The sequence below is a fragment of the Pandoraea horticolens genome (genome assembly GCF_902459555.1).
GTDB classification, from domain to species: Bacteria; Pseudomonadota; Gammaproteobacteria; order Burkholderiales; family Burkholderiaceae; genus Pandoraea; species Pandoraea horticolens.
Genome location: NZ_CABPSM010000008.1, coordinates 100,758 through 121,768, shown reverse-complemented (window position 1 = coordinate 121,768; position 21,011 = coordinate 100,758). Strand labels below are relative to the sequence as shown.

General features: G+C 63.3%; 13 protein-coding genes and 2 tRNA genes. 9 read left to right on the top strand and 6 right to left on the bottom strand.

Annotated elements, in window-relative coordinates; all coding sequences use genetic code 11:
- The first annotated feature begins 258 nt into the window (after positions 1-258).
- Positions 259-2,163: a sigma-54-dependent Fis family transcriptional regulator gene (locus PHO31112_RS14720; protein ID WP_150621191.1), complete on the top strand. Its 1,905-nt coding sequence runs from the start codon at positions 259-261 to the stop codon at positions 2,161-2,163.
- 31 nt (positions 2,164-2,194) lie between these two features.
- On the opposite strand, the gene PHO31112_RS14715 is transcribed toward PHO31112_RS14720, so the two are convergent.
- The 6 genes from PHO31112_RS14715 to PHO31112_RS14690 form a co-directional block, all read right to left on the bottom strand.
- On the bottom strand, positions 2,195-2,665 hold the full coding sequence (locus PHO31112_RS14715; protein WP_150621190.1) for a CreA family protein: 471 nt from the start codon (positions 2,663-2,665) through the stop codon (positions 2,195-2,197).
- A gap of 94 nt (positions 2,666-2,759) precedes the next feature.
- Entirely contained in the window at positions 2,760-4,931 is a 2,172-nt protein-coding gene (locus PHO31112_RS14710; protein ID WP_150621189.1) for a UvrD-helicase domain-containing protein, read from the bottom strand.
- A gap of 206 nt (positions 4,932-5,137) precedes the next feature.
- Positions 5,138-6,361: a CsgG/HfaB family protein gene (locus PHO31112_RS14705; RefSeq protein ID WP_246178217.1), complete on the bottom strand. Its 1,224-nt coding sequence runs from the start codon at positions 6,359-6,361 to the stop codon at positions 5,138-5,140.
- Positions 6,362-6,574: 213 nt separating this feature from the next.
- A complete protein-coding gene (locus PHO31112_RS14700; RefSeq protein ID WP_150621187.1) occupies positions 6,575-7,225 on the bottom strand; it encodes a hypothetical protein in 651 nt (216 codons plus the stop codon).
- A gap of 39 nt (positions 7,226-7,264) precedes the next feature.
- The gene (locus tag PHO31112_RS14695) at positions 7,265-8,395 is read right to left on the bottom strand and encodes a hypothetical protein (protein WP_246178214.1); all 1,131 of its coding nucleotides are present in this window, start codon (positions 8,393-8,395) and stop codon (positions 7,265-7,267) included.
- The gene (locus PHO31112_RS14690; protein WP_246178212.1) at positions 8,395-9,588 is read right to left on the bottom strand and encodes a hypothetical protein; all 1,194 of its coding nucleotides are present in this window, start codon (positions 9,586-9,588) and stop codon (positions 8,395-8,397) included. Before PHO31112_RS14690 ends, PHO31112_RS14695 begins: the two co-directional genes overlap by 1 nt.
- 294 nt (positions 9,589-9,882) lie before the next feature.
- On the opposite strand from PHO31112_RS14690, the gene PHO31112_RS14685 reads away from it, so the two are divergent.
- From PHO31112_RS14685 to PHO31112_RS14650, 8 genes are all read left to right on the top strand, one after another.
- A tRNA-Ala gene (locus PHO31112_RS14685) sits at positions 9,883-9,958 on the top strand.
- Between the two features lie 18 nt (positions 9,959-9,976).
- A tRNA-Glu gene (locus PHO31112_RS14680) sits at positions 9,977-10,052 on the top strand.
- Between the two features lie 673 nt (positions 10,053-10,725).
- Positions 10,726-11,886, top strand: coding sequence for a non-hydrolyzing UDP-N-acetylglucosamine 2-epimerase (gene wecB / locus PHO31112_RS14675; protein ID WP_150621185.1), 1,161 nt, complete (start codon positions 10,726-10,728; stop codon positions 11,884-11,886).
- Between the two features lie 114 nt (positions 11,887-12,000).
- The gene (locus tag PHO31112_RS14670; RefSeq protein WP_246178210.1) at positions 12,001-14,256 is read left to right on the top strand and encodes a cellulose biosynthesis cyclic di-GMP-binding regulatory protein BcsB; all 2,256 of its coding nucleotides are present in this window, start codon (positions 12,001-12,003) and stop codon (positions 14,254-14,256) included.
- Positions 14,257-14,275: 19 nt separating this feature from the next.
- Positions 14,276-15,973 (top strand): glycosyl transferase family protein, encoded by a 1,698-nt coding sequence (locus PHO31112_RS14665; protein ID WP_150621184.1) that lies wholly within the window; start codon positions 14,276-14,278, stop codon positions 15,971-15,973.
- Complete coding sequence (locus PHO31112_RS14660) at positions 15,970-18,723, top strand: NfrA family protein (RefSeq protein WP_150621183.1); 2,754 nt, start codon at positions 15,970-15,972, stop codon at positions 18,721-18,723. The genes PHO31112_RS14665 and PHO31112_RS14660 overlap by 4 nt, the downstream gene beginning before the upstream one ends.
- A gap of 74 nt (positions 18,724-18,797) precedes the next feature.
- Positions 18,798-19,856, top strand: a complete 1,059-nt coding sequence (locus PHO31112_RS14655) for an alginate O-acetyltransferase AlgX-related protein (protein ID WP_425495200.1) — start codon at positions 18,798-18,800, stop codon at positions 19,854-19,856.
- A 4-nt stretch (positions 19,857-19,860) separates the two neighbouring features.
- Complete coding sequence (locus tag PHO31112_RS14650) at positions 19,861-21,006, top strand: alginate O-acetyltransferase AlgX-related protein (RefSeq protein WP_150621182.1); 1,146 nt, start codon at positions 19,861-19,863, stop codon at positions 21,004-21,006.
- Positions 21,007-21,011: the final 5 nt, after the last annotated feature.

Genomic DNA, 21,011 nt, shown 5'->3' with positions numbered 1-21,011 from the left:
TGGCCACGCGGGGTAGTAAGCAATTCGCGGGCCACCTTCGGCCAATGCCGTATCCACGCGGGTCACGGGCGTGTGGCGGTCGCCAGGTGTCACGAATCCGTGACACCTTTGTCTCGGACGGTGACATCCCTTGTCTCGTGGTCGTGACAGGCAATCGACTTGCGTCTTCCGATTGACATAGCGCATTGCAATGAGCTCCGGCATGGGACATGCTTCGGGAACGACTACGAGATCATCCGGCACGGGGGAGACCGACCAATGCCAGCCAATACAGAGTCTGCGCACGCGCGCCGTGTGCTCAATGCGGTACAGGGTCATTCGCTGCATGGTGCTGCCGCGACAGACCCGAACATCGCCGATTCCTGGCGCCGCTGTCTGGATACCCATGCGCTCGATCCGGGCGCGCGGATGGCGCCGCGCGTGCTGGAGTCGGCACAGTTGCGCGAGCGGCGCAGCGCAATGGAGTGCCTGCGCAGCGTGTCCACCCCTGTGCTCGAGCGTCTGCAACGCCAATTGATGAATCCGCACCAGGCGGTGTTGCTCACGGCACCGGACGGGGTGATCGTCGACTCCCGGCTCCACGACGGCCAGCGCGACGATTTCCATCGCGCAGGGCTTTGGCCGGGCGCCGACTGGAGCGAGTCGTGCGAAGGGACCAACGGTATTGGCACCTGCGTGGTCGAGCGTGCCCCCGTCATCATCTGTCAGCAGGATCACTTCCGAGCGCTGCATACGGCGCTCACCTGTACGGCAAGTCCCGTATTTGCCCCGCAAGGCGAACTGCTGGCCGTGATCGACGTGTCGTCGACGAGCGCCGACCTCACCCGGCAGAGCCAATTCCATACGCTCGCGCTCGTGAACCTGTCGGCGAAGGTGGTGGAGAGCGAGTATTTCTTCCTGCACTATCGCGACGAATGGCTGCTGCAATTGCAGGAGCAGGCCGATCATCTCGGCGGCTTCGCGCAGGCGTTGATCGCGTTCGACGACGCCGGCCGCGTGCTTGCCGCCAACCAAAGCGCGTTGAATCGACTGGGCGTGATACGCGACGAGATCGTGGGCACCCGCGTGGATCGATGGTTTGCGCAAACGCTCGACGCGCTGCTGGCACAAGCGCACCCCGCGCCGAGCGCGTGCTGGCCGATTCGCACGCATCACGGCGAATCGCTGCTGGCGATGGTGCGGGCGCCGCATCGCGCGGCACGGCGCATTGGCCATCTGCCGATTCCCGGGCAGGAAACGTCTGCGCCGCCGTTTTCCGATCCGGCGCTGGCACGCGAGTTTTCCCGGGCGTGCCGTGTCTTCGCCCACGATGTGCCGGTCCTCATTCGCGGCGAAACCGGGAGCGGCAAGGAAGTCTTCGCGCGCGCGGTGCACGCGGCAAGTGCGAGAGCGAACGGTCCGTTTGTCGCGCTGAATTGCGCGGCGATTCCCGAGTCGCTCATCGAGAGCGAGCTTTTCGGATACGTGGGCGGCAGCTTCACCGGGGCGCGCAAAGAGGGGATGAACGGCAAGCTGTGGCAGGCGAATGGCGGCACGCTGTTTCTCGACGAGATCGGCGATATGCCGTTTGCCATGCAAACCCGCCTGCTGCGCGTGCTCGAAGACCGCATGGTGTCGCCGCTTGGCGGCGGCGAGCCGGTGCCGCTGGACATTCGCATACTCAGCGCGACGCACCGCGACCTTTCCGAGCGTATCGCCGAACGGCTATTCCGCGAGGATCTCTTCTATCGCCTGAGCGGCCTGGAAGTCGGTGTGCCGCCGCTGCGCGAGCGTGAAGACAAGATCGACCTGATTCAGCGGCTATTGGCACAGGCCTGCGAGCAAGGCCGGATCACTGTGACCGACGCGGCGCAGGACCAGCTTTGCGCCTACGCGTGGCCGGGCAATGTGCGTCAGATGCGCAGCGTCATCCGCACGCTCGTCGCGCTGAGCGAGAGCGGTGTTGTCACGCTGGACGACTTGCCCGATGAGTTGCTCGACGTGGAGCGGGTGGCGGCCGAAGCATCTCAGACGGAGGCCCCGCTGGAAGCCGCAGAGCGCCAGGCGCTGCGGGCTACGCTCGACGCTTGTCAGGGGCAAGTGAGTGCAGCGGCGCGCAAGCTCGGCGTGAGCCGCAACACGCTTTACCGGAAATTGAAGCGATTCGGCTTACTGCGCGGATGAGGCCTGCCGCGCAGTAAGCCAGGTCGAGCGCTCACTTCATCGGAATCGGCGTGCCCCGGTCCACGGGCACCGCGGTCACGCTGTTCTGCGGGGAGCCGTCGATGAGCTTGTCGGAGTAGGTGAGATAAACGAGTGTGTTGCGCGTCTTGTCGACCATGCGCACGATACGCAGCTTCTTGAAGAGCGGGGACAGCCCTTCGGAGAAAACCTCTTCTTCCTTCGGCAGTGGCGCGCCGAACGAAATCGGTCCCACGGGGCGGCAGGCAATCGAGGCTTCGGACTTGTCTTCCGCCAGCCCGACCATGCCCTTCATGCCACCGGTCTTCGCGCGCGACACGTAGCAAGTGACGCCGCGCACCTTCGGGTCGTCGAAGGCATCCACGACAATCTTGTGATCCGGGCCCAGCAATTTGAATGCCGTGCTCACGTCGCCGATCCTCTCGGCATGTGCCCAATTCGCGGCGGCCGTCAGCGCCACTGCGAGTGCGAGTGCTTTCTTCATGAGGATGTGTCCCGTCAAATGTTGCGTTAGCAGCGACCTTCGCCCGCCATGTTCGCCGCGCGTTGCGGATTCTACCCGCGTCGCGCGAACTTCGTTACAACCATTGCGAGAAGGCCGCCGAGTCCTTCTCCGGCGTGATGTACCACTGTCGCCGCGCCGGGTCGTAGACGGCGCCGAGGGCCAGCAGTTCGTCTTTCGCGCCATAGGTGTCGCCGCTCAGATAGCGGCGCGCAGGTGCGGTGTCCACGGGCGCCGCCATGTTGCGAACGAGCGCATCGTCGGCGAGGCGAGTCGTGCGGGGCAGGTCGAGCGAGGCGATGAACCCGCTCTGACGGGTTTCGTCCCGCGACGTGATCAGCGACAGCGATTCCCGCGCCCGGGTGAGCGCCACATAGAACAGGTTCTTCTCGCTTTCCATCTGCGCGAACGGGTTCGGGAACTCGTTGCGTTCCAGAAAGGGAATGATGACGTGGTCGAACTCCTTGCCCTTGATGTTCGCAACAATGTCCACGCTCACGCGGGTGCCCGTTCGCGTGCGCCGGATGGCGGACAGGCGCGCCATCATCGATGAGAAATAGTCGGCGAGCGGTGTGTCCTCGGCAGGGAGTGTCGAGGCAAACGCGCGCAGCGTGCGTTCGACGAGATCGACATCGTAGGGGCGTGCATAGAGGCGCGTGGCAACCGCCTGAAAATCGATTTTCTGACGGATGCGACGGAAGGCGTCGCCGGCCGAGAGCGTCGGCAGGCTCGCGCGCAATTCGCGAATCAACTGCCCGATATTGGCGGCCGGTGTGCCCGGTGGCGCGCCTAGCAAATACGACGCGTAAATCTGTTCGATCAGTTCCGGGTGTTTTGCCGTCAGTTGGTACTGATCGCGTGAGAGGCGAATGTTCGCGAAGATGCCCAGCACTGCCGCAACGGACATGCGTTCGCGCTCGTCGATCGTCTCGTGTGCGCGCATCGCCAACGCGAATACGGCGCGCACGAAACGAATCTCTTCCCGGAACTGAAAGCCTTCCTTGTTCGGCGATTCGAACGGAATCTCGGCCTGCCACAGCGCCTCTTCTATCGCGGCGCTTTGATGCCAGTCGCGTAGAAGCACCGCGCACGTCGAACGTTTATCGCTCTCTTGCAGCCAGCGACGCACGTCTGCAAGCACGACGTGGGCAACGACATCTTGTGCGCTGTCGGCCGTGATTACCTCAATGGGCGTGTGACGCCGGACATACGATTCGATGGCCTTTCGCTTGAAAACAGCGACCGGATAGGCGATATGCGGGCCGTGGCGGAACGTATGCGTGAGTTTGTAGGCGGTCGCGCCGGAGAAATCCATCTGGAAGCGTTCGCCCATGTAGACGTCGCTCGCGCCCATCTCCCCGTGGATGACCTGATCGCGATCGCCAACGCCGACGAAGCGGCAATTCAGCGTGCGAAGCAAATGGCGCAGCACACGATACGATGCTTCGTTGAAGTCGTGTTGCTCGTCGCACACAATCAACCGGCACGGTGCGAAGTATTGCGGCGAGACACTCTCCCGGTCGATCAACTGCGCGAGATCGTACGTCGCGTCGAAACGGTCCCGGAACTTCGGTTCGTCCAGCGCGCCCAGGCGAATGCGTTCGTAAGCCTGAGCGATGGCGTACTGAGCCGGCGTGACGTCCAGACGTTCGAGCAAATCGTCAAGCTGTTCATCATCGACGTCATCGAATAGTGCGCCGCCCGCTTTGAGCTTTCGCATGGCTTCGAGACTCTGCGCCACATTGATGTGATTGTCTTCGAAGGCGCCCGGTGCGTAGCGGTGCTCGACGTCGTCCCGCAATGTTTCCATGGCGTCGGCGATGGAGGACGTGAGGAAGCTATCGCGCAGAATGCGCCGGGCTCGTTCGTTTGCGGTGGGCAAGGTCTCGAGCACCTCGTGGCTGTAGTCGTCGAAGGTCGAGACGCGCACGCGCTTGTGCAACTCAGGGTGGATGCCGGAGCGTTGCAGGCGGGCGCGCAGCACGTCGGCTGCGGTGGCGGTGAAGGTCAGCGCGAGGATCTGCTCAGGCGGTGTGCCGCCGGCGATGGCCTCGCCGATACGTGCGACGAGTGTCGTCGTCTTGCCGGTGCCGGCATTGGCCATGGCGATGCAGATCCGCTCGTTCGCGACCTGAAGGGCGATCTGCTCGACGGTCAACACGGGACCGTTGGGCACGAAGCGTGGGCTGCGCGCAGGGGATGGAGTTTCACTCATGACGTCGACCTTGCTGAGGGCGGGGTGACGCATGATGATGCCTCATGAGTCTGGCCCGTCGAATTCTGCGGCAGCGGCGACAATCGCCGACTGTTTGTGTCGCGGATTCTACTCGCCTCGCGCGGCCTGCCCCCGCAATATGCCTCGAAGCCCCCTCATGAAATTGCGGACAGCGCCGTCGCCCCGGCGTAGGGTGACGGCCTGCCGCTTGACTGCATGCTACGACTTGCTACGGTGCTTTACCACTTATCGTCTTGCGCCGGTGCCGATTGCGCGCTGGCCGGCGTCGAGCCCTTCTTCGTGGCCTTGCCTGCCACGGCGGCGGGCGCTGCGGTGCTCCCGGCCTGAGGTGCTGCGCGGCCTTGCCCGCCGGCAAGCTCGCCACGTACCTGAAGACCGGCGATCGGCAGGGTGTCGAGGTTGAGGTTGCTGCGCACGTTCTCGAGATGCCCGTACGACAGGTTCTGCGTCACACGTTCCACGACCAGTTCGCAGCACGGATTCTCGCTGCGTCCGAGACTTTGCCCCGTTTGCGGATCCTTGAACTCGTTGCCCAACGCGACGACCGCGTAGCGGCCCCCTTCGCGCAACGCCTGTCCGCCCTGGCTGACGACGACATTCGTGCCGTCGCGTCCGAGTACCGTGATCGGGAACGTCGATTGCAGGATTGCGCTGACGATGGCCTTGCTGGCCTGATCGGTCATCTCGGCGAGAATGCGTTGTCCGTCGACGCCGGTGCCCAGCGTGGTCGGCGCGGTTGCCGGCAACGTGTTGCTCAACGAACTGGCCGCCGAGACCTGACGTGTCGCCACGTTCACCATCTTTTGCGAAAGTGCCCAGCCGCCTGAATAGCTCACGAGTTGCCGATCGCTCGTGCGCAATTGGCGTGCCTGCCGCGTGTAGTTGAACGCGCTCACGCGTGCACTCCACACCAGATCGGCACTGGCGGCCTGCGAAAGCTTCGCCAGCTCGGCGCTGGGCGCTTCGCCAGACTTGATCATGTCGAGTTCTTGCTCGATCTCGGGGCTCATCTCGCGGTCGAGCACCGCAAAACGGCCGGTCTGCACGAGGGCATCGCTGACCCGTTGACGCAGCGTTGCCGCCACGTCTCGAGACGCAACGGTGGTGTCGCCCATCGGCAGCGAGGCCTGCGAGAAGACGACCGGACCGACGACGACCTTGAGCTTGCGCATGTCGGCAGACGGTTTGAACTTGGCGATATCGGCCTCGATGCTGGCCTTATAGCGTTTGGACAACACGCCCGGCTCGTCAAGGCTGATCACGCGCAGATGCTGAATGACCCCCCCCGAACGCTGCTGCACGATGTCGGCGAATGCGTTTGCGCGCAGCGATGCCGAATCCTGATTGAGACTGACGTCCAGCCCATACTTGGCCGTCACGCTGTCGGACTGCACCACGGCGCCGTTGACCTGCATCAGCGCGAGCTTCATCGCTTCGAGCATGGCTTCACCCGCCGTGTTGCCGAAACCGACCGCCGTTGTCTTTTCGGTTTCGACCTTACCCGCGTCCGGTACGGGCCCGGCTGCGCTCGGTGCGGAGGAGGGGACCTGAGGCGCGTCTGCCGGTTTCTCGGAGCATCCGGCAATAAAAAGGAGGGCCGCAAGGGCCCCCGTGAGCGAGTTACGCATCATGTTGTAGGTATAGGGTGCTTTGGCTTACAGCGCTGCGAGTGCCTTGGTGGCATCCGCCGGAACTTCGATGCCGTTGCTACGTGCGAAGTCGATGGCGTTCTTCAGTGCCTTGCCCGCTTCCGTGACCGAGCCCGGGAAGTTCGACACGACATAGGCGGCGCCGCCCAGCGAGGTGAGCGCCATCGGCGAGGCGCTCTTCATGTTGTTGCCCATCGACGTCACGTCGTTGCGCATGCCGACGTAGTGCACCATACCCAGAGCGAGGTGGCCGAGGCCTTGCGTGAAAGTCTTCTTCGAAGCATCGTCGAGCACCGGCTTTTCCTTGAGCTTCGCCGCGATAGCGCCGCTCGTGTCGCCCACGGCGTTGACGGCCTTCGAGGCCGAGTCCTTGTCCTGCGTCGAGCCCGACGACAGTTGCGCCACGACAGCGGCCGCTTGTTCGGCTTGCGTCTTCAGGCCGAGGGCTTCGCCCATCTTGGCGTTGGCGTTGAGCACGTCGACGTTGGCGGCGACGTAGTTCTTCACCAGCGCAGCTTGCTGGCCCGACAGATCGGCGGTGCTATCCGACTTGCTGCCGCCGCCCACGAGGCTGGTCAGCCCGCCGAGTTGAGCATACGAGGCGCCCGAGGCACCCACGAAAGCGGCCGCAACGGCGCAAGCGATGATTTTCTTCATGAACGTCTTCTCCAGGAGAGGGAGGGTTGAATCCGCTGATTAGCGCAGACTGAGATTGGTGATCTGGCTGGTCAACTCGCGCGCGGCGTTGTTGGCCGCCAGACGCAGCGCATTGGTTCGGGCCTCGTCTTCGGTCGGACCGGTGCCGGCGTACTGAACGGGGCCCACCGAGGCGACGGTATCCGGAATGGTCTGGCCGATGTCGAGCAGTTTTGCGTTGACGGTGACAGCCACGCGCATGAGCCCGGAGTTCGGATCGCGATCGGCGAGGCCGACGTCGAGCGTGCCCAGCGCGATGTAGGACATGCGTGCGACACGCATGCCCGAGACCATCGACGCGAGCGTTGCCGGCTTCAGATCCATGCCGTTCTTGTAATCGTTCTCGACGTTGGCGACCTTGAACTGGCCGCCCGTGTACGGCTCGACCAGCGCGGCTTCGTTGACCTTGAAGCCGGCCTTTGCGAACGTCGACGTGAAGACTTGCGACAGATTGGCGCTGGGAATCAGGCGGAACGTGTTGTCGGTGGCGCGTCGCGTGGTGCTGCCACCCGTCTCGACGGACGCGGAGCTTTGCATCGATGCGGACATTTTCGCGTTCGTCGCCGCATTCGTGCCGATCTGATTGCCGCGAATGTTCTCGCCCTCGGTGCCTTGCTCCGACGCATTGACTTGGGCTTTGACGTCGGCTTTGCGGTCAATGCGCTTGTACACGCGGTCGTCATACGCCCGCGAGGTGCCGACTTCACGAGAGACGAAGATGAACGCCAGCGGCGAGCGTCCGGCCGGACCGCCCTTGGCGACGGCGGAATTACTCTTCACGGCGTTGCGCAGATTCGCCACGTTGAGCGAGACGCGCACGGCCACGGTGTACTGCTTTTTGTCCGAGTTTTCCTCTTCGGCGAGGATCGTCGAGTCGAGGATGTAGCGATCCGGCTCGGCGAGAATCTTCTGGCGAATCGCGTCGAAGTTCTCCGACTCGGCTTCGCCAGCCTCGGCGTAGTAGAACTCCACGGCCTTCATTTGGGCGGCCGACAGGGCGCGTGCCTTGTCGTCGCGCGAGATCGACCAGCCCTCGTAGGTCACGGTCGCCTTGCCGCGTGCCTGCTGCACCTGTGCAGCGGCACCCGATGCGAACAGGGCCGCAGCCAACAACAACAAAAATCGCTTCATCACTTGCATAGCTTCATTAATCCCATCGTCTTGTCGATTTGCGACGAAATGTCCGACGCCGAAGCGGCAGACTTCACCCATGATGTGTCCGTCCCCGCCACCGACTCGGCAAGTTTCACGAACAGACCGTTGACGGAGTCGTAATAGGCCGGGAAATCGTCGACCCACGTCTGCGATGCAGGAACCGGCTTCACCTCACCGTTCTTGAGCGAGGTGTTCAGGTAGGTCGCACCCGTCAGCGGCTCGCGAATGGCGACATCCGCGTAGCTGCCGTAGATATACGCCGTGCCCACTGCGTTTTCGCTGTACTTGATCTTCTTGAAATTCTTGAGCGCGACGTCGATCTCATAGTCCGGCTGCGGCAGCTTGAGATTGAAGACGGTGCCGTCCATGATCTGCATCGACATGACATTGCCGATGGCATAGCCCTTCGAGTAAGGCACAACGGGCACGCCGATACGCGTGGAGATCGCTTCGCTGGCCATGTCGGCGACCCACGTCTGTGCGGCGGCGGGTGTGGCTTTCAGATAATCGGGCAGCACGGCCGCAGCTTCCGGCGTAACTTCCACGTGGGTGACTTGCAGATAGCGCGGTGCCTGATCGGGCAACTGCGCTTGCGCGACGGACGAGGCAAAGCGGGCGTATAGCCCGGGCTTGCCGTTCGCGCCGTCATAGACCATGCGCACGCGTTCCAGCACTTCTGCGCGCGTCGGCTCGTGATCGAGGTTGTCGACGTAACCGAAGCTGACCGGATAGGAGCGCAGTACCGTCATCGACTTGAAGTCGAAGAACAGCACTTGGCCACGCAGCAGGACAAACAGCTTGCGGATCGCCCCGAAGCGCTCGACGGAGACGGTCTCGGTATTGATAACGAGCGAAACGACGAGCGCCTGGTCGCGGCCCTTCAACTGGTCAATCGGCCCGGTCGTGAGCGTGAGGTGTCTGGCCGGATTCTGATTGACGGCCGCCAGCAGACGCTTATATGGCGAATCGCCCGCAGCTTTCAGGCCGTTTTCGTAAGCGCGCGAATAGGGAAATCGCTTGTCGATGCTGGCGGCGTCGCCCCCATAGGCTGCGCCCGCAAACGTCACTGTCTTGTCTGCGACCTGGGCCTGGACGCGGCCCGCAAACGCCATCGAGAATGCCATCGAAATGACGATGGCAAGACGGAAGAAGAATCCGCCGACTTTCATATTGTTATGCTCCCCCCGGTACGCGCCCATTGAAGACGGGCGCGTGGACGCGAAATACTGGATTACTAACTATTTCAAGTCAATCCATTGGCATTGATCCTATCGGAATTGATAGGGGTCGGCGGGGGCTGTTTGTATGCCTGATGTCGGTAATTTGGCGTGGATGCCGGGGCCGGAAATTCGATGGCGATACAGGAGGGGGCGATGGGCGGCCTTCCAATACGGCCCGCTGAAGCGCCCGAGGCGCGGGTTGTCAGCACCCGCCAAATGCGCTATAGTCACGCCTCTTCGCGCGGGGGTATAGCTCAGCTGGGAGAGCGCTTGCATGGCATGCAAGAGGTCAGCGGTTCGATCCCGCTTACCTCCACCAAACGAATGACGGTTTTCCGTCCCCTTCGTCTAGAGGCCTAGGACATCACCCTTTCACGGTGAGTACAGGGGTTCGAATCCCCTAGGGGACGCCATCTATCGGTAGCAGTGAGTTCACACTTCGCGATCGGCCGGCGTCGGATTCGGCAAAATGCATTAAAGGCCGGGTGTCTCACGACATCCGGCCTTTTTGTTTTTGCGCTTACCGCTGCGGCGAGGCAGCGGCGTCTGGAAATGGCACGTGCCCGGCTGCCGGCGCAATAGGTTAGATGGCGCAAGTCTCTCGCGACCTGCCCGCCCGCGGTTACATTTTGATGAAGGCGAGACTTCGGTGGCAACGTGTGGCGCCAATCGGACGAAACCGATGATTCCGATCGCCTGCGCTCCCTCGAAATCCGATGTGAGGACCACCCGGCGGCGGCGGCCCTCTCCCGCGGGGGGACCGTATGGGGACGGTCGCTTCGTACAATCGCGCTCAATCTCGATTCGGGGTGTCTCTGTACCGCGGGGACAAGTCTGTTGAGCACCAAGCCCCGGCTGGAGAGGAACGCCGTCCTTGACACGCAGCGATCAAAGTTGACTAATATCCATCGCTGCGCCGGAATTCGCTAAATATACGTCGCGTGCCAACGTGACAGGTTTTCGGATCTCTTTGGCGTTTCCGATGTGGTTCGATCCCATGTCAGACATTACCCTACTCGATATTTCCCGGGCCAATGAGTGGGCATTCCGCGCGACGGATACAGGCTCCGATACAGATGCAACCTAATGAAAGTTTTGTCTATTTTCGGAACGCGCCCCGAAGCAATCAAGATGGCGCCCCTTGTGACTGCATTGGATCGCGAAGCAAGTATCGATAGCGTGGTCTGCGTGACCGGCCAGCATCGCCAGATGCTCGATCAGGTCATGTCGCTGTTCGGTCTCCAAGCCAAGTACGATCTGGGCGTGATGGTACCGAATCAGACGCTCAATGGCCTGTTCGCCCGGGCTATCGAACGCGTCGATGCCGTGCTGAAGACTGAGGAGCCCGATTACGTGCTGGTGCATGGCGATACCAGCACGGCCTCAGCCTGCGCACTTGCCGCTTTTCACCGTCGCATTCCGATCGGCCACGTCGAAGCGGGGCTTCGTACGGGTGATCTGTCCAAGCCGTTTCCCGAGGAAATGAATCGACGCGTCGTCGACGCCATCGGCGACTGGCTGTTCGCGCCGACCGCCACTTCCAAGGCCAACCTGCTGCATGAGAATCTGCGCGGCCGCATTGCCGTGACGGGCAACACGGTGATCGACGCGCTTGCCACGCTCACGGCGCGGTTGCGCGACGATTCATCGCTGGCGAACGAAGTCGCTGCGCGTCATCCGTGGGTCGACGCGAATCGCCGTTTGCTGCTGGTTACGGGGCACCGGCGCGAGAGTTTCGGCGACGGCTTCCGCAACATCTGCGCCGCGCTGGCCGATCTGGCGCGCCGTCAGGATCTGCAGATCGTCTATCCGGTGCACCTCAACCCCGCCGTTCGCGATGTCGTGATGACAGAGCTGGCCGGATTCGAAAATGTCCATCTGATCGATCCGCTCGATTACGTGGACTTCGTCTGGTTCATGCAGCGCGCCTACGTGATCCTCACGGACTCGGGCGGGGTACAGGAAGAAGCGCCGTACCTCGGCAAGCCGGTGCTGGTGATGCGCGACGTTACCGAGCGTCCCGAGGCGGTGCAGGCCGGTACGGTTGCGCTTGTCGGCGCCCATCGCGAGCGCATCGTGAAGGGTGTGACCCGCCTGCTCGACGATCTCGCTTATCACACGTCGTTTTCGCGACGCGTCAATCCGTATGGCGACGGTCATGCGGCCGGACGAATTGTCGACGCGCTGTGCGGACGGCCAGTCGAGGAGTTCGCGCCTGGCCAGACGGGCATATCCCTCGCCAATTGAATACGAGTGCCGACAGTGTCCAATCACATGTGCGCGACGCCGCCAGAATTGCCGGCGCCATTACCCCCCGTATCGTCGCGATTGCGCGATGGCACGCCCACTCACGGAATATCCATGCCGTTGCCTAACCCGATGACCATCCACAGCGTTCCCTCCCGCCAGCCGTCGCGCGCGCCGCGCGCCGTGCGCCGTGCGACTTCGATCCTGGTGTGTGGCGTGCTGCTGCACGGTGTGGCGCATGCAAGCGCACTGGGCGACGGTGTCCGATCGCTGGGCACGGGCGCGAACCTCTCGCGTACCATCGCGCTGGCCGATCTGGGGATCACGGCGCCGGTCGTGCTGTCCGGCGATGCCAGTCAGGACTTCTACCTGCCGGTGCCCAAGGGCTTGCCTCTCGCAGACGCATCGATCGCCTTCGACGGTCGCTATCTGAAGGGGGAGAAGGGCCCCGCGTCGGTTGTGCTATCCATCGACGGACAGCCCCTGACGTCACAGTCCGTGCCGGATGGCGACGGCCCACTCCAACGCAGTCTCGCCGTGCCGTCGCGCCCCCGCGATACCGGCTTCGTGCGTCTCGGCGTGAACTGGCATTCGCGCACCGGCACCTATCGATGCGAGCCGGATCATTCGCTCGCCAATTCGGTGTCGATCTCGCCGCAAACGCGTTTGACGTATCGCATCGACCAGAGGTCGGTCACCAGCCTGGACGACGCATGGAGTACGCTGCCGGGCTCGCCCGTGCTGCTCGTTGCGTCGAAGACGCTGACGAAGGAAGCCTTCGACAGCGCGTGGCGTATCGGCGTGGCGCTCGAGCGTAGCGGCAAGCGTGTGGTCGTGCGTGCGCTGCCGGCCGTTGGCGATACGGTGGACACTCGCGATGTGGTTTTGCCCGCCGCGCTGGCCGGCGTGCCGGCGTTTGCCGCCATCAAAGACAACAATGCGGCCCACAAGCTGGCAAACGACGCCGAACTCGGCGCGTTGCTCGCCATCGGCGCTCCAGCCGTGAGCGGTGAGATCGCCGTGGCCGATGGGGCGATGCGCACGCGTCTTGCTGCCGCCTTCGACGCGCTGCAAGGCCAACTTGCCAACGATAGCGACGCCGCCGACGCTTTCAAGACGTGGCGCGCTCAACGTGCACCGCTCTCCGGCCAAGCGCTGGGAGCAAAGCAGATCCGTCTGCTGTCGATGGGCAGCCAGTCGGTCATCGCCATCGCCGGCGATGCGGGTGCGCAAGCGGCCGGTCTGTTCGACGATTCGCTGCGCCGCGTGTTGCTGTCCAGCAATGTGACGGCACCGATCGCTCATACGCCGGACATCGAAGACAAGCAGGTTGTGCGTCTTTCGAGCCTGGGAGGTTCGGCCGACAGCTTCGATGTGCTCGCACGTGGCGACTGGACGGTGAGCTTCCCGCTCTCAGCCGTAGCCTCGGGCGGACGTATGCCGGGCGAGATTTCGTTGTACCTGTCGGCAGCGCCTGGGCCGGCGACGTCCAAGCCGGTCGCGACCGTCTTCTGGAATGGCATTCTGCTGGCGGCCAAGCAATTGGACGCCAACGGCCGTCCCGAGCAACTCAAGGCGCGCGTACCGGGCTACGCGCTTGGCGTGAACAACAACCTGCGCGTTTCGGTGCAACGTCAGCCGTATTCGGCCGACTGTAACGAGATTCCGCAAGCCTATCCGGTCAACGTACTCCCGGCCGCCAGCTACGTGCGTCCGGGCAAGGCCGAGCCGGACGGCACTTTCGTCGGTCTGCTGCCGCTCATGGCAGGCAACCCGGAACTGATCGTGCCGGATCGCTATCTGCAATCGGCGCCGGAGAACATTCGTCGTGTGATCGGTATTGCCGCGGCGAGCGGTTTGTCGCCCTCGCGCGCTGAACTGACGGTGGCCGCCGGTGAAAAGAGCGTGAAACCGAGCAAGCCGTTCGTGGCGATGGAAGTGCAGGTCGATGGTGCGAAGCCGTCGGCTGTCGTGACCGATCGCCAGCGTCTGGAAATCGGCGGCAAGGACGCGAAGTGGCTCGACATTACAGGCCTGCAACGCCTGTCAACCGCAGAAGTCGTGCGCGGCGGCGGTCACGATGGTCTGCTGTGGTATGCGATTGGCGAACCGAAGGCCGACGTGGGCGCGCCGTTCCTGCTCAATCGCGGCAATCTCGCGATCATCGGACCGGCGGGGCCTGTGGCGTGGATCGACACGAGCAACCCGGATGCGAGCCTGCCGCCGGGCGCGGGAGAGAGCGCGTTCTACGAGTGGCGCCGTTACGTGTCGTGGGGTGTGCCGGCGATCGCCATTGCATTGCTTGTCTTCCTGACGTTGCTGGTGCTGGCACTGCGCGCCGGCCGGAAGAATAAGAGCAACGGTCACTAAGCGCTGGCGGCGGGTCGACGTGATCTCTTCGCTCTATTGGCCATATCTGGTCGCCGACTACTACCACACGCTCGAAATCGTGAGCGCGGTGGTCGGCGTCGTCATTCTGCTGTCGAGCATCGACGATCTGTTCGTCGATCTCTGGTACTGGGTGCGTCAGATTTACCGGTCGCTCTTCATCCGGCGGCGCTACACGCCGTTGCAGGCTTCGCAGTTGCGCGAGGCGCGCGAGCAGCCGCTCGCGATCATGGTGCCTGCATGGCTGGAGTACGATGTGATCGCCGCCATGCTCGAGAGTATGGTGGGCACGCTCGAGTACAAGAACTATATGATCTTCGTCGGCACGTATGCGAACGACGACAAGACGAAGAAGGAAGTCGAGCGCATGCGCCGGCGCTATCGCCAGCTTGTCCACGTCGGTGTGCCGCACGATGGCCCGACCTGCAAAGCCGACTGCCTGAACTGGATCGTGCAGGCCATCTTCAAGCAGAATCAATCGCAGCCCGAGCCGTTTGCGGGCGTGATTCTGCACGACAGCGAAGACGTGCTTCACCCGTTGGAGCTGAAGTACTACAACTACCTGCTGCCGCGCATCGACTTTATTCAACTGCCGGTGACGTCGCTCGAGCGCGAGTGGTACGAACTCGTCGCGGGCACGTATATGGACGAGTTCGCCGAGTGGCACACCAAGGATTTGGTGGTGCGCGAGAGCATGTCGAAGATGGTGCCGTCTGCGGGGGTGGGCACATGTTTTTCGCGCAAGGCGCTCGAAGAACTGGCCGCTGAGACGAACAACCAGCCCTTCAATACCGACACACTGACCGAGGACTACGACATCGGCGCACGACTGGCGCGGCGCGGAATGAAGCAGATCTTTGGCAAGTTCCCGGTCGAGTATGTGACCAAGCGGACGTCGTTGTTCGGCTTCGGCGAAGAGAAGGTGTCGACGATTCGCATGCCTCTCGGCATTCGCGAGTATTTCCCGAACACGTTCAAGACGGCCTACCGGCAGAAAGCACGCTGGACGCTCGGTATTGGCTTGCAGGGCTGGGCGCAGGTCGGCTGGGAAGGCTCGCTCGCCACGAAGTATCTGCTGTTTCGCGACCGGAAGGGACTGGCGACTTCGTTCGTCGCGATCCTCGCGTACCTGCTGCTGCTCAACTTCCTGATCTTCCTCGTCGCCGACAAGATGGGCTGGTGGAAGATCTATTACCCGTCGGTGTTCCCGCCGGGGGGCTGGCTCGTGACGCTGATGGGCATCAACGCGGTGGCGCTTGCGCTGCGCGTCTTCCAGCGCAGCTACTTCGTGTATCACATGTATGGATGGGAGCACGCGCTGCTGGCGTTCCCGCGCATGGTGATCGGCAATTTCATCAACGCGATGGCTGCGGCACGGGCGTGGCGTCTGTTCATTGTTCACCTCGTGACGGGCAAGCGCCTCGCGTGGGACAAGACGATGCATGACTTTCCCTCGACCGATCAGCTCTCGCAACAGCGCCAGCGTCTTGGCGAACTGCTCATGTCCTGGCAGGCCATCGACGAGACTAAACTCGCTTTCGCGCTTGAAGAGCAGAAGCGCGGAGGGCGGCCGCTGGGCAAAATTCTCATCGAGCAAGGATGGCTGGACGAGGCCACGCTGCACGAAGCCATCTTGTTCCAACAAGGCGGGGCGGGCCCGGGGCCAGCCGAGCTGTCAAGTGAGCCCAAGACCCCATGATGTTTTCTCTTCGCCCCATTGTGCTGGCGAGTGCGTTGGCGTGCTGTGCCGGCGTGGCGTATCAATTGCCGGTGTTCGCACAGGCCGCGAAGAAGCCTGCTGCCGAGGCCCCGCTCACGGGGCAGGCCTGGCAACTGGCCAATCAGGCATATTCGAACTATCAGGCCGGGCGCTTCGCCCAAGCGGCTGCGCAAGCCGAGGGGGCCGTCAAGCTGCGACCTGACGTATTGCGTCTGCGCATGCTGCTGATCTACTCGCTCCAGAAGGCCGGCAAGCTTGGCGAGGCCCAGAAGGCCGCCGACGATGCGCTCAAGGCGGGGCTGGATTCGCCGCAATTGCGTGATGCGAAGGCGAACCTTCGTCCTGCGCCTGCGGGTACCGGCAATACCTCGAGTGCGGCGTATCAGAAGGGCTTCCCGTTTGCTACGCAGGCATACAACGACTACAACAGCAGGGAATACGTGTCGAGCGCGCGCCGGGCCGAAGAGGCGTTTCGTATCGACCCGTCGCAGGGCGCATGGGCGCTGTTGTGGCTCGACGCGCTCGAAGCCCAGATGAAGTACGCCGAGGCCGCACAAGCCGCCGATACCGCACTGGCGCTCGGCGCACCGAACAAGAACGACCTGATCGCGCGTCGCCAGACGCTCAAGCGCCGCATGGCGGTGATTCCCGCGCAAAAGGGTTATCAGGCGCTGATCGCCGACGATCCCCATGCCGCTGTGCCGTTCGCGCGCGAAGCGGTATCGCTTGCGCCCGATATCGACAGCCACCGGCTACTGCTGATGACGTCGCTCATGCTCGACAACCAGTTGGGGGCAGCCGAAGACGCCGCGACCGATGCCCTCAGGCAGGACGACGAGAATACGGTAGCGCTCGTCATGCGCGCGTATCTTCGCCAGCGCCAGGGCAAGACCGCCGGGGCGAATGCCGATTTCGACGCGGCGCTGGCGCAGGACTGGCTTGACGAAGACCAACGCAAGAGCATCCGACTGATTGCGGCAGATGGCGCTATCGCGGCCGGCGATCCGAAGCGCGTGGCAGCACTGCTCAAGCCGCTCGATCCGAAGGACGAGACGGTCGTGCGCCGTATGCGCGAGGCGAAATCGACGCGTCCGTCCGACCTGTCGCTCGCGAGCTATCCCGCTCCGGTGCAGGATTGTCGCGACACGCCGTACGGAACCTCGTGCGAATTACGTCCGTCCGATACGGCCGGCGCTGGCGGTGCGAGCGCACAGGCGTATGCGGCCTACGCGCGTCAGGATTATCAGGAAGCGATTGCCCAGGCGCGCAAGGCCGTCGCCGAAGACCCGGACAACGCGGCATTGCAGCGACTGCTCACGACAACCCTGTCGGCAGGTACTGCGGCCCAGATGGACGAAGCCGGGCAGCGCCTGAACGAAGCGATGGCGAAGTCGCCCGATGACGCGGCTCTGCTCATGCAGCGCGGCTATCTGTATCAGCGCCAGGATAAGCCGGTGAAGGCGGTCGAGGACTTCCGCGCTGCTCGCGCGACGGGCAAGGCGCCGCCGTCTGCGATTCTCGACGAAGGCTATGCGCTCGCCAACGCCGGAGACAAGCGTGGTGCGGTCGATAGGCTCAAGCAGGCCATCGACATGAACGACGACGGCAAGCTGCCGCTCACACCGCAGCAGCGTTTCGACACGCGCAGTTCGATCGCGGGGCTGGATCGTGAGTGGGGCGCGACGTTGTCGGCCGGCTATCGCGGCGCGCGTCCGGCGGGGGCAGGGCTGGGGGGCGCGCCGATCACCGTGCCAGGAAATGCGATTTTCGGCACGGCGGAGGTGTTCTGGCGCCCGGCGAATTTCCTGAATTCGACGACACGCGTGTTCGAGCTTTATGGGCGACTGTCGCAAACGCTGAACAATAGCAGCGGCAAGACCGTTGCGCAGACAGTGAACGATCCCTGTTCGAACCTGCCGGTGCAGATCGGTGAGTCGACCAACAACGGCCTGTCGGGCATTCCGACGACAACGGGTTCGCTCGGTGCGCGTTTCACGCCGTCGACCGAGCTTGGTCTGACCATCGGTATCGAACGCCAATTCATGCTCGGCACGGCCACGCGTTCGGGACCCATCACGCCGGAATCGGCGGATTTGCGTTGCCGCTTGCGCGGGCCGAATACGATCAATGGCCAGACGCTGCCGAATCCGCTGATCGCCAACTACCTGTCGAAGGCCGGCAATGGCGGGTGGCTCACCTATCTGACGTATGGCTACTATCAGGGCACAATGCTGCGCGTCGACACGCCGAGCTGGTTCACGATGGAAGGCTATGCGCAGGCGGGTTATTCGTGGCAGGACATGCCTTCCGAGTTTTGGCTGACGGACTCGGTGACCGGTGAGCGTGTTGCGTCGTCGTCCGGTCGCCTGAAGCGCGACCAATTGTTTGCGGCATACGAATTGCGCGTTGGTCGCAGTTTCCGCGCCGACGTGGTGAGCGATCGTCTGGTCGTATTCCCGTATGTGGTCTTCGGTGGCGACATCATCAAAGAAAACGATCGCGTGGAAGTGCCCGCGGTGAGCCAGGGCTCCATTCCGTTGCTTGGCAACGGTAAGAGCTGGTCGATGGGCGCCGGCGTGGGTGTGAATTTCCGGTACTGGTTCCGTGAGGACCGCTACAATGCGCCGCGATCCTATATCGATTGGGCGACACAGTACCGATTTAACGTAGGCGGTGGTCAGGCAGATCGCGCCAAGGGTTTGTTCATGACGGTGACGCTGTCGTACTGACATACCACCGCGACGTGCCGGGCACATCGCCGCATCGACGGGGCTGGCACGGTGGCTAATCAAGGAGTCGTAGCATGAAGCAGGAGTTCTTTGCGCCGGTGGTGCGCGCCATGCGTCGCGCCTGTCGTGGCATGACGGTTCGTGCTGCGACGGCGGGTGCCGTCGCGCTGAGCACTATGGGGACGGGCGTGGCACTGGCACTCGCCCTCGCCCCAACGAGTACGCAGGCGCAAGACGCCTCATCGATCATCATCAAGGGCAAGGATGGATGGCTGTTCCCGGGCTGGGGCAGCCTCACTATGGTCGACCTGAAGGGGATCGACAACACCACGCGCCTGATCGCCCAGGCGCGCGACCTGCTTGCCGCGCGTGGCATCAAGCTCGAGGTGCTGCTGCTGCCGGACAAGACGCTTTTCTATCAGGACAAGCTGCCTGACGGTCGTTCTCTGAGCCCCGAGGTGAAGGCGCGTTACGCGACGATCCTCGGCAAGCTGCGTCAGGCCAACATCTCGACGTTCGACGACGAAGCCGTGCTGCGCAAGCTGCGCGATGCGGGAGAGAACGTCTTCTATCGCAGCGACCAGCACTGGACGCAAGTGGCCGCCGATGCCACGGCCGAGGCCACGGCGCAGATGATCGCACGCGATGTACCCAAGCTCGACGGTCAGCCCGGCACGGGCATGCCGCTTGGCAGCATGTTCAACGAGCGTCGCTACGGCGATCTGGCCGAACTCTTCCTCACGCCCGACGAGAAGAAGCAGGTGGGGCGCGAAGTGTATTCGGTGCGTCGTCAGGCGCAGGGGCAGAGTCTGATTGACGATGCCCCCGCACCAGTTCACGTGACCGGGCACAGCATGGTGCAGCCGTATTTCGGCTATCCGCAAAAGCTCTCGAACCTGATCGACCGTCCTGTCTCGGTGAATTGGAAGCCGGGTAACGTCGGGCAGTGGATTATGTTGCTCGAGTACGTTGAATCACCTGCGTTCAAGCAGCACAAGCCGCAGGTGCTTGTGTGGCAGATGTTCGAGCCGACCTACGCTCAGGGGCCGGACGCGTCGGGGTTGTGGGACAACGCGTCGATTATGTCGGCCGACGCCTGGCTTTCACGCCTGAAGACCGGGCTAGGGAACTGACGAAGTGAGGACTCCGGAACGGAATGTCGCCCTGGGGCACTGTTTAGGCGCGATCGTCTGGATCGTGCTCTTCGTGGCGGGTTTCGGCTGGGGCGCGTGGTCGCTTGCTCACGCCAGGCTCGATGCGAAGACCGTGCAAACGTCCGCATGGCTCGACGGATCGGCAGGCACGGCGCTCAACAAGGCGCTGCGACTGCCTAAGCAGGACATCATCGAAACCGTGAATGCGGCGGCGCGTTATCGTTTGCTCGGCGATCTCGGCGATCAGGCCGCGCTCGGTTGCCCGCAGTGGCTGTTCTATCGCGACGGTCTGCGTCCGCAACCGTCGGCGGGTTCCGGAGTGCTACAGGATCGTCTGCGTCTGATGCGCTACTGGACCGGCGAGCTTCGCGCACAACACATCGGTGTACTCGTGGTGGCGGTGCCGGACAAATCGCGCATCGAGGCGAGCCATTTGTGTGGCCAACCAATATCGCAGGTTATGCAGCAACGGCTGGATACGTGGCAGGCGGCGCTGCGCGCCGACGGCGTGCCGTTCGTCGACCTTCGTCCCGTGCTCTCCGGTCATACCGCATCGATGTTCTTCCGTACGGATGTTCACATGAATGCAGACGGCGCACGCAGTGCCGCCGCCGCCGTCGCCCGCGCGGCGTTGCCGTTGCTGGCTAACGAGAAGGGCACGCAGGCGTTCGACGTCGGCCAGCCCGGTGCCCCCGAGATTCGCATGGGCGATCTGATCGTGCTCTCCGGACTGGAACATGCGCCCGACGGCTGGCGTCCGGCACTGGAAAAGGTGCCGCCGCAGACCATCGAACCGGTACGCGGCGGCGGCCTGCTTGACGACACGCCGCCCGTCGAAGTGCTGCTCGCCGGCAGCTCCAACGGCCGCCGTAGCAATTTCGCGCCCTGGCTTGGGATCGGGCTAGGCCGTGAGGTGTGGAACCTGAGCATGGACGGTGGTCAATTCAGCGGTGCACTGGTCAGCGCGTTCAAGGCGCGCGGGCAATGGCCGAAGTCGCTCAAGCTGGTCATCTGGGAGTTTTCGGAGAACGCGCTGTCGCTACCGCTGACCGACGACGAAAAGGCAGTGCTCGAGCGCTTGCCGTCAACGACTGCCAATGCGGCCGGGACGGCTGCTCATCCGGCCTGAGCGGC

Coding starts and splice junctions, on each gene's coding strand:
- PHO31112_RS14720 (WP_150621191.1), top strand. CDS start 259: ATGCCAGCCAATACAGAGTCTGCGCACGCGCGCCGTGTGCTCAATGCG.
- PHO31112_RS14715 (WP_150621190.1), bottom strand. CDS start 2,665: ATGAAGAAAGCACTCGCACTCGCAGTGGCGCTGACGGCCGCCGCGAAT.
- PHO31112_RS14710 (WP_150621189.1), bottom strand. CDS start 4,931: ATGCGTCACCCCGCCCTCAGCAAGGTCGACGTCATGAGTGAAACTCCA.
- PHO31112_RS14705 (WP_246178217.1), bottom strand. CDS start 6,361: ATGCTCGAAGCGATGAAGCTCGCGCTGATGCAGGTCAACGGCGCCGTG.
- PHO31112_RS14700 (WP_150621187.1), bottom strand. CDS start 7,225: ATGAAGAAAATCATCGCTTGCGCCGTTGCGGCCGCTTTCGTGGGTGCC.
- PHO31112_RS14695 (WP_246178214.1), bottom strand. CDS start 8,395: ATGAAGCGATTTTTGTTGTTGTTGGCTGCGGCCCTGTTCGCATCGGGT.
- PHO31112_RS14690 (WP_246178212.1), bottom strand. CDS start 9,588: ATGAAAGTCGGCGGATTCTTCTTCCGTCTTGCCATCGTCATTTCGATG.
- wecB (WP_150621185.1), top strand. CDS start 10,726: ATGAAAGTTTTGTCTATTTTCGGAACGCGCCCCGAAGCAATCAAGATG.
- PHO31112_RS14670 (WP_246178210.1), top strand. CDS start 12,001: ATGCCGTTGCCTAACCCGATGACCATCCACAGCGTTCCCTCCCGCCAG.
- PHO31112_RS14660 (WP_150621183.1), top strand. CDS start 15,970: ATGATGTTTTCTCTTCGCCCCATTGTGCTGGCGAGTGCGTTGGCGTGC.
- PHO31112_RS14655 (WP_425495200.1), top strand. CDS start 18,798: ATGAAGCAGGAGTTCTTTGCGCCGGTGGTGCGCGCCATGCGTCGCGCC.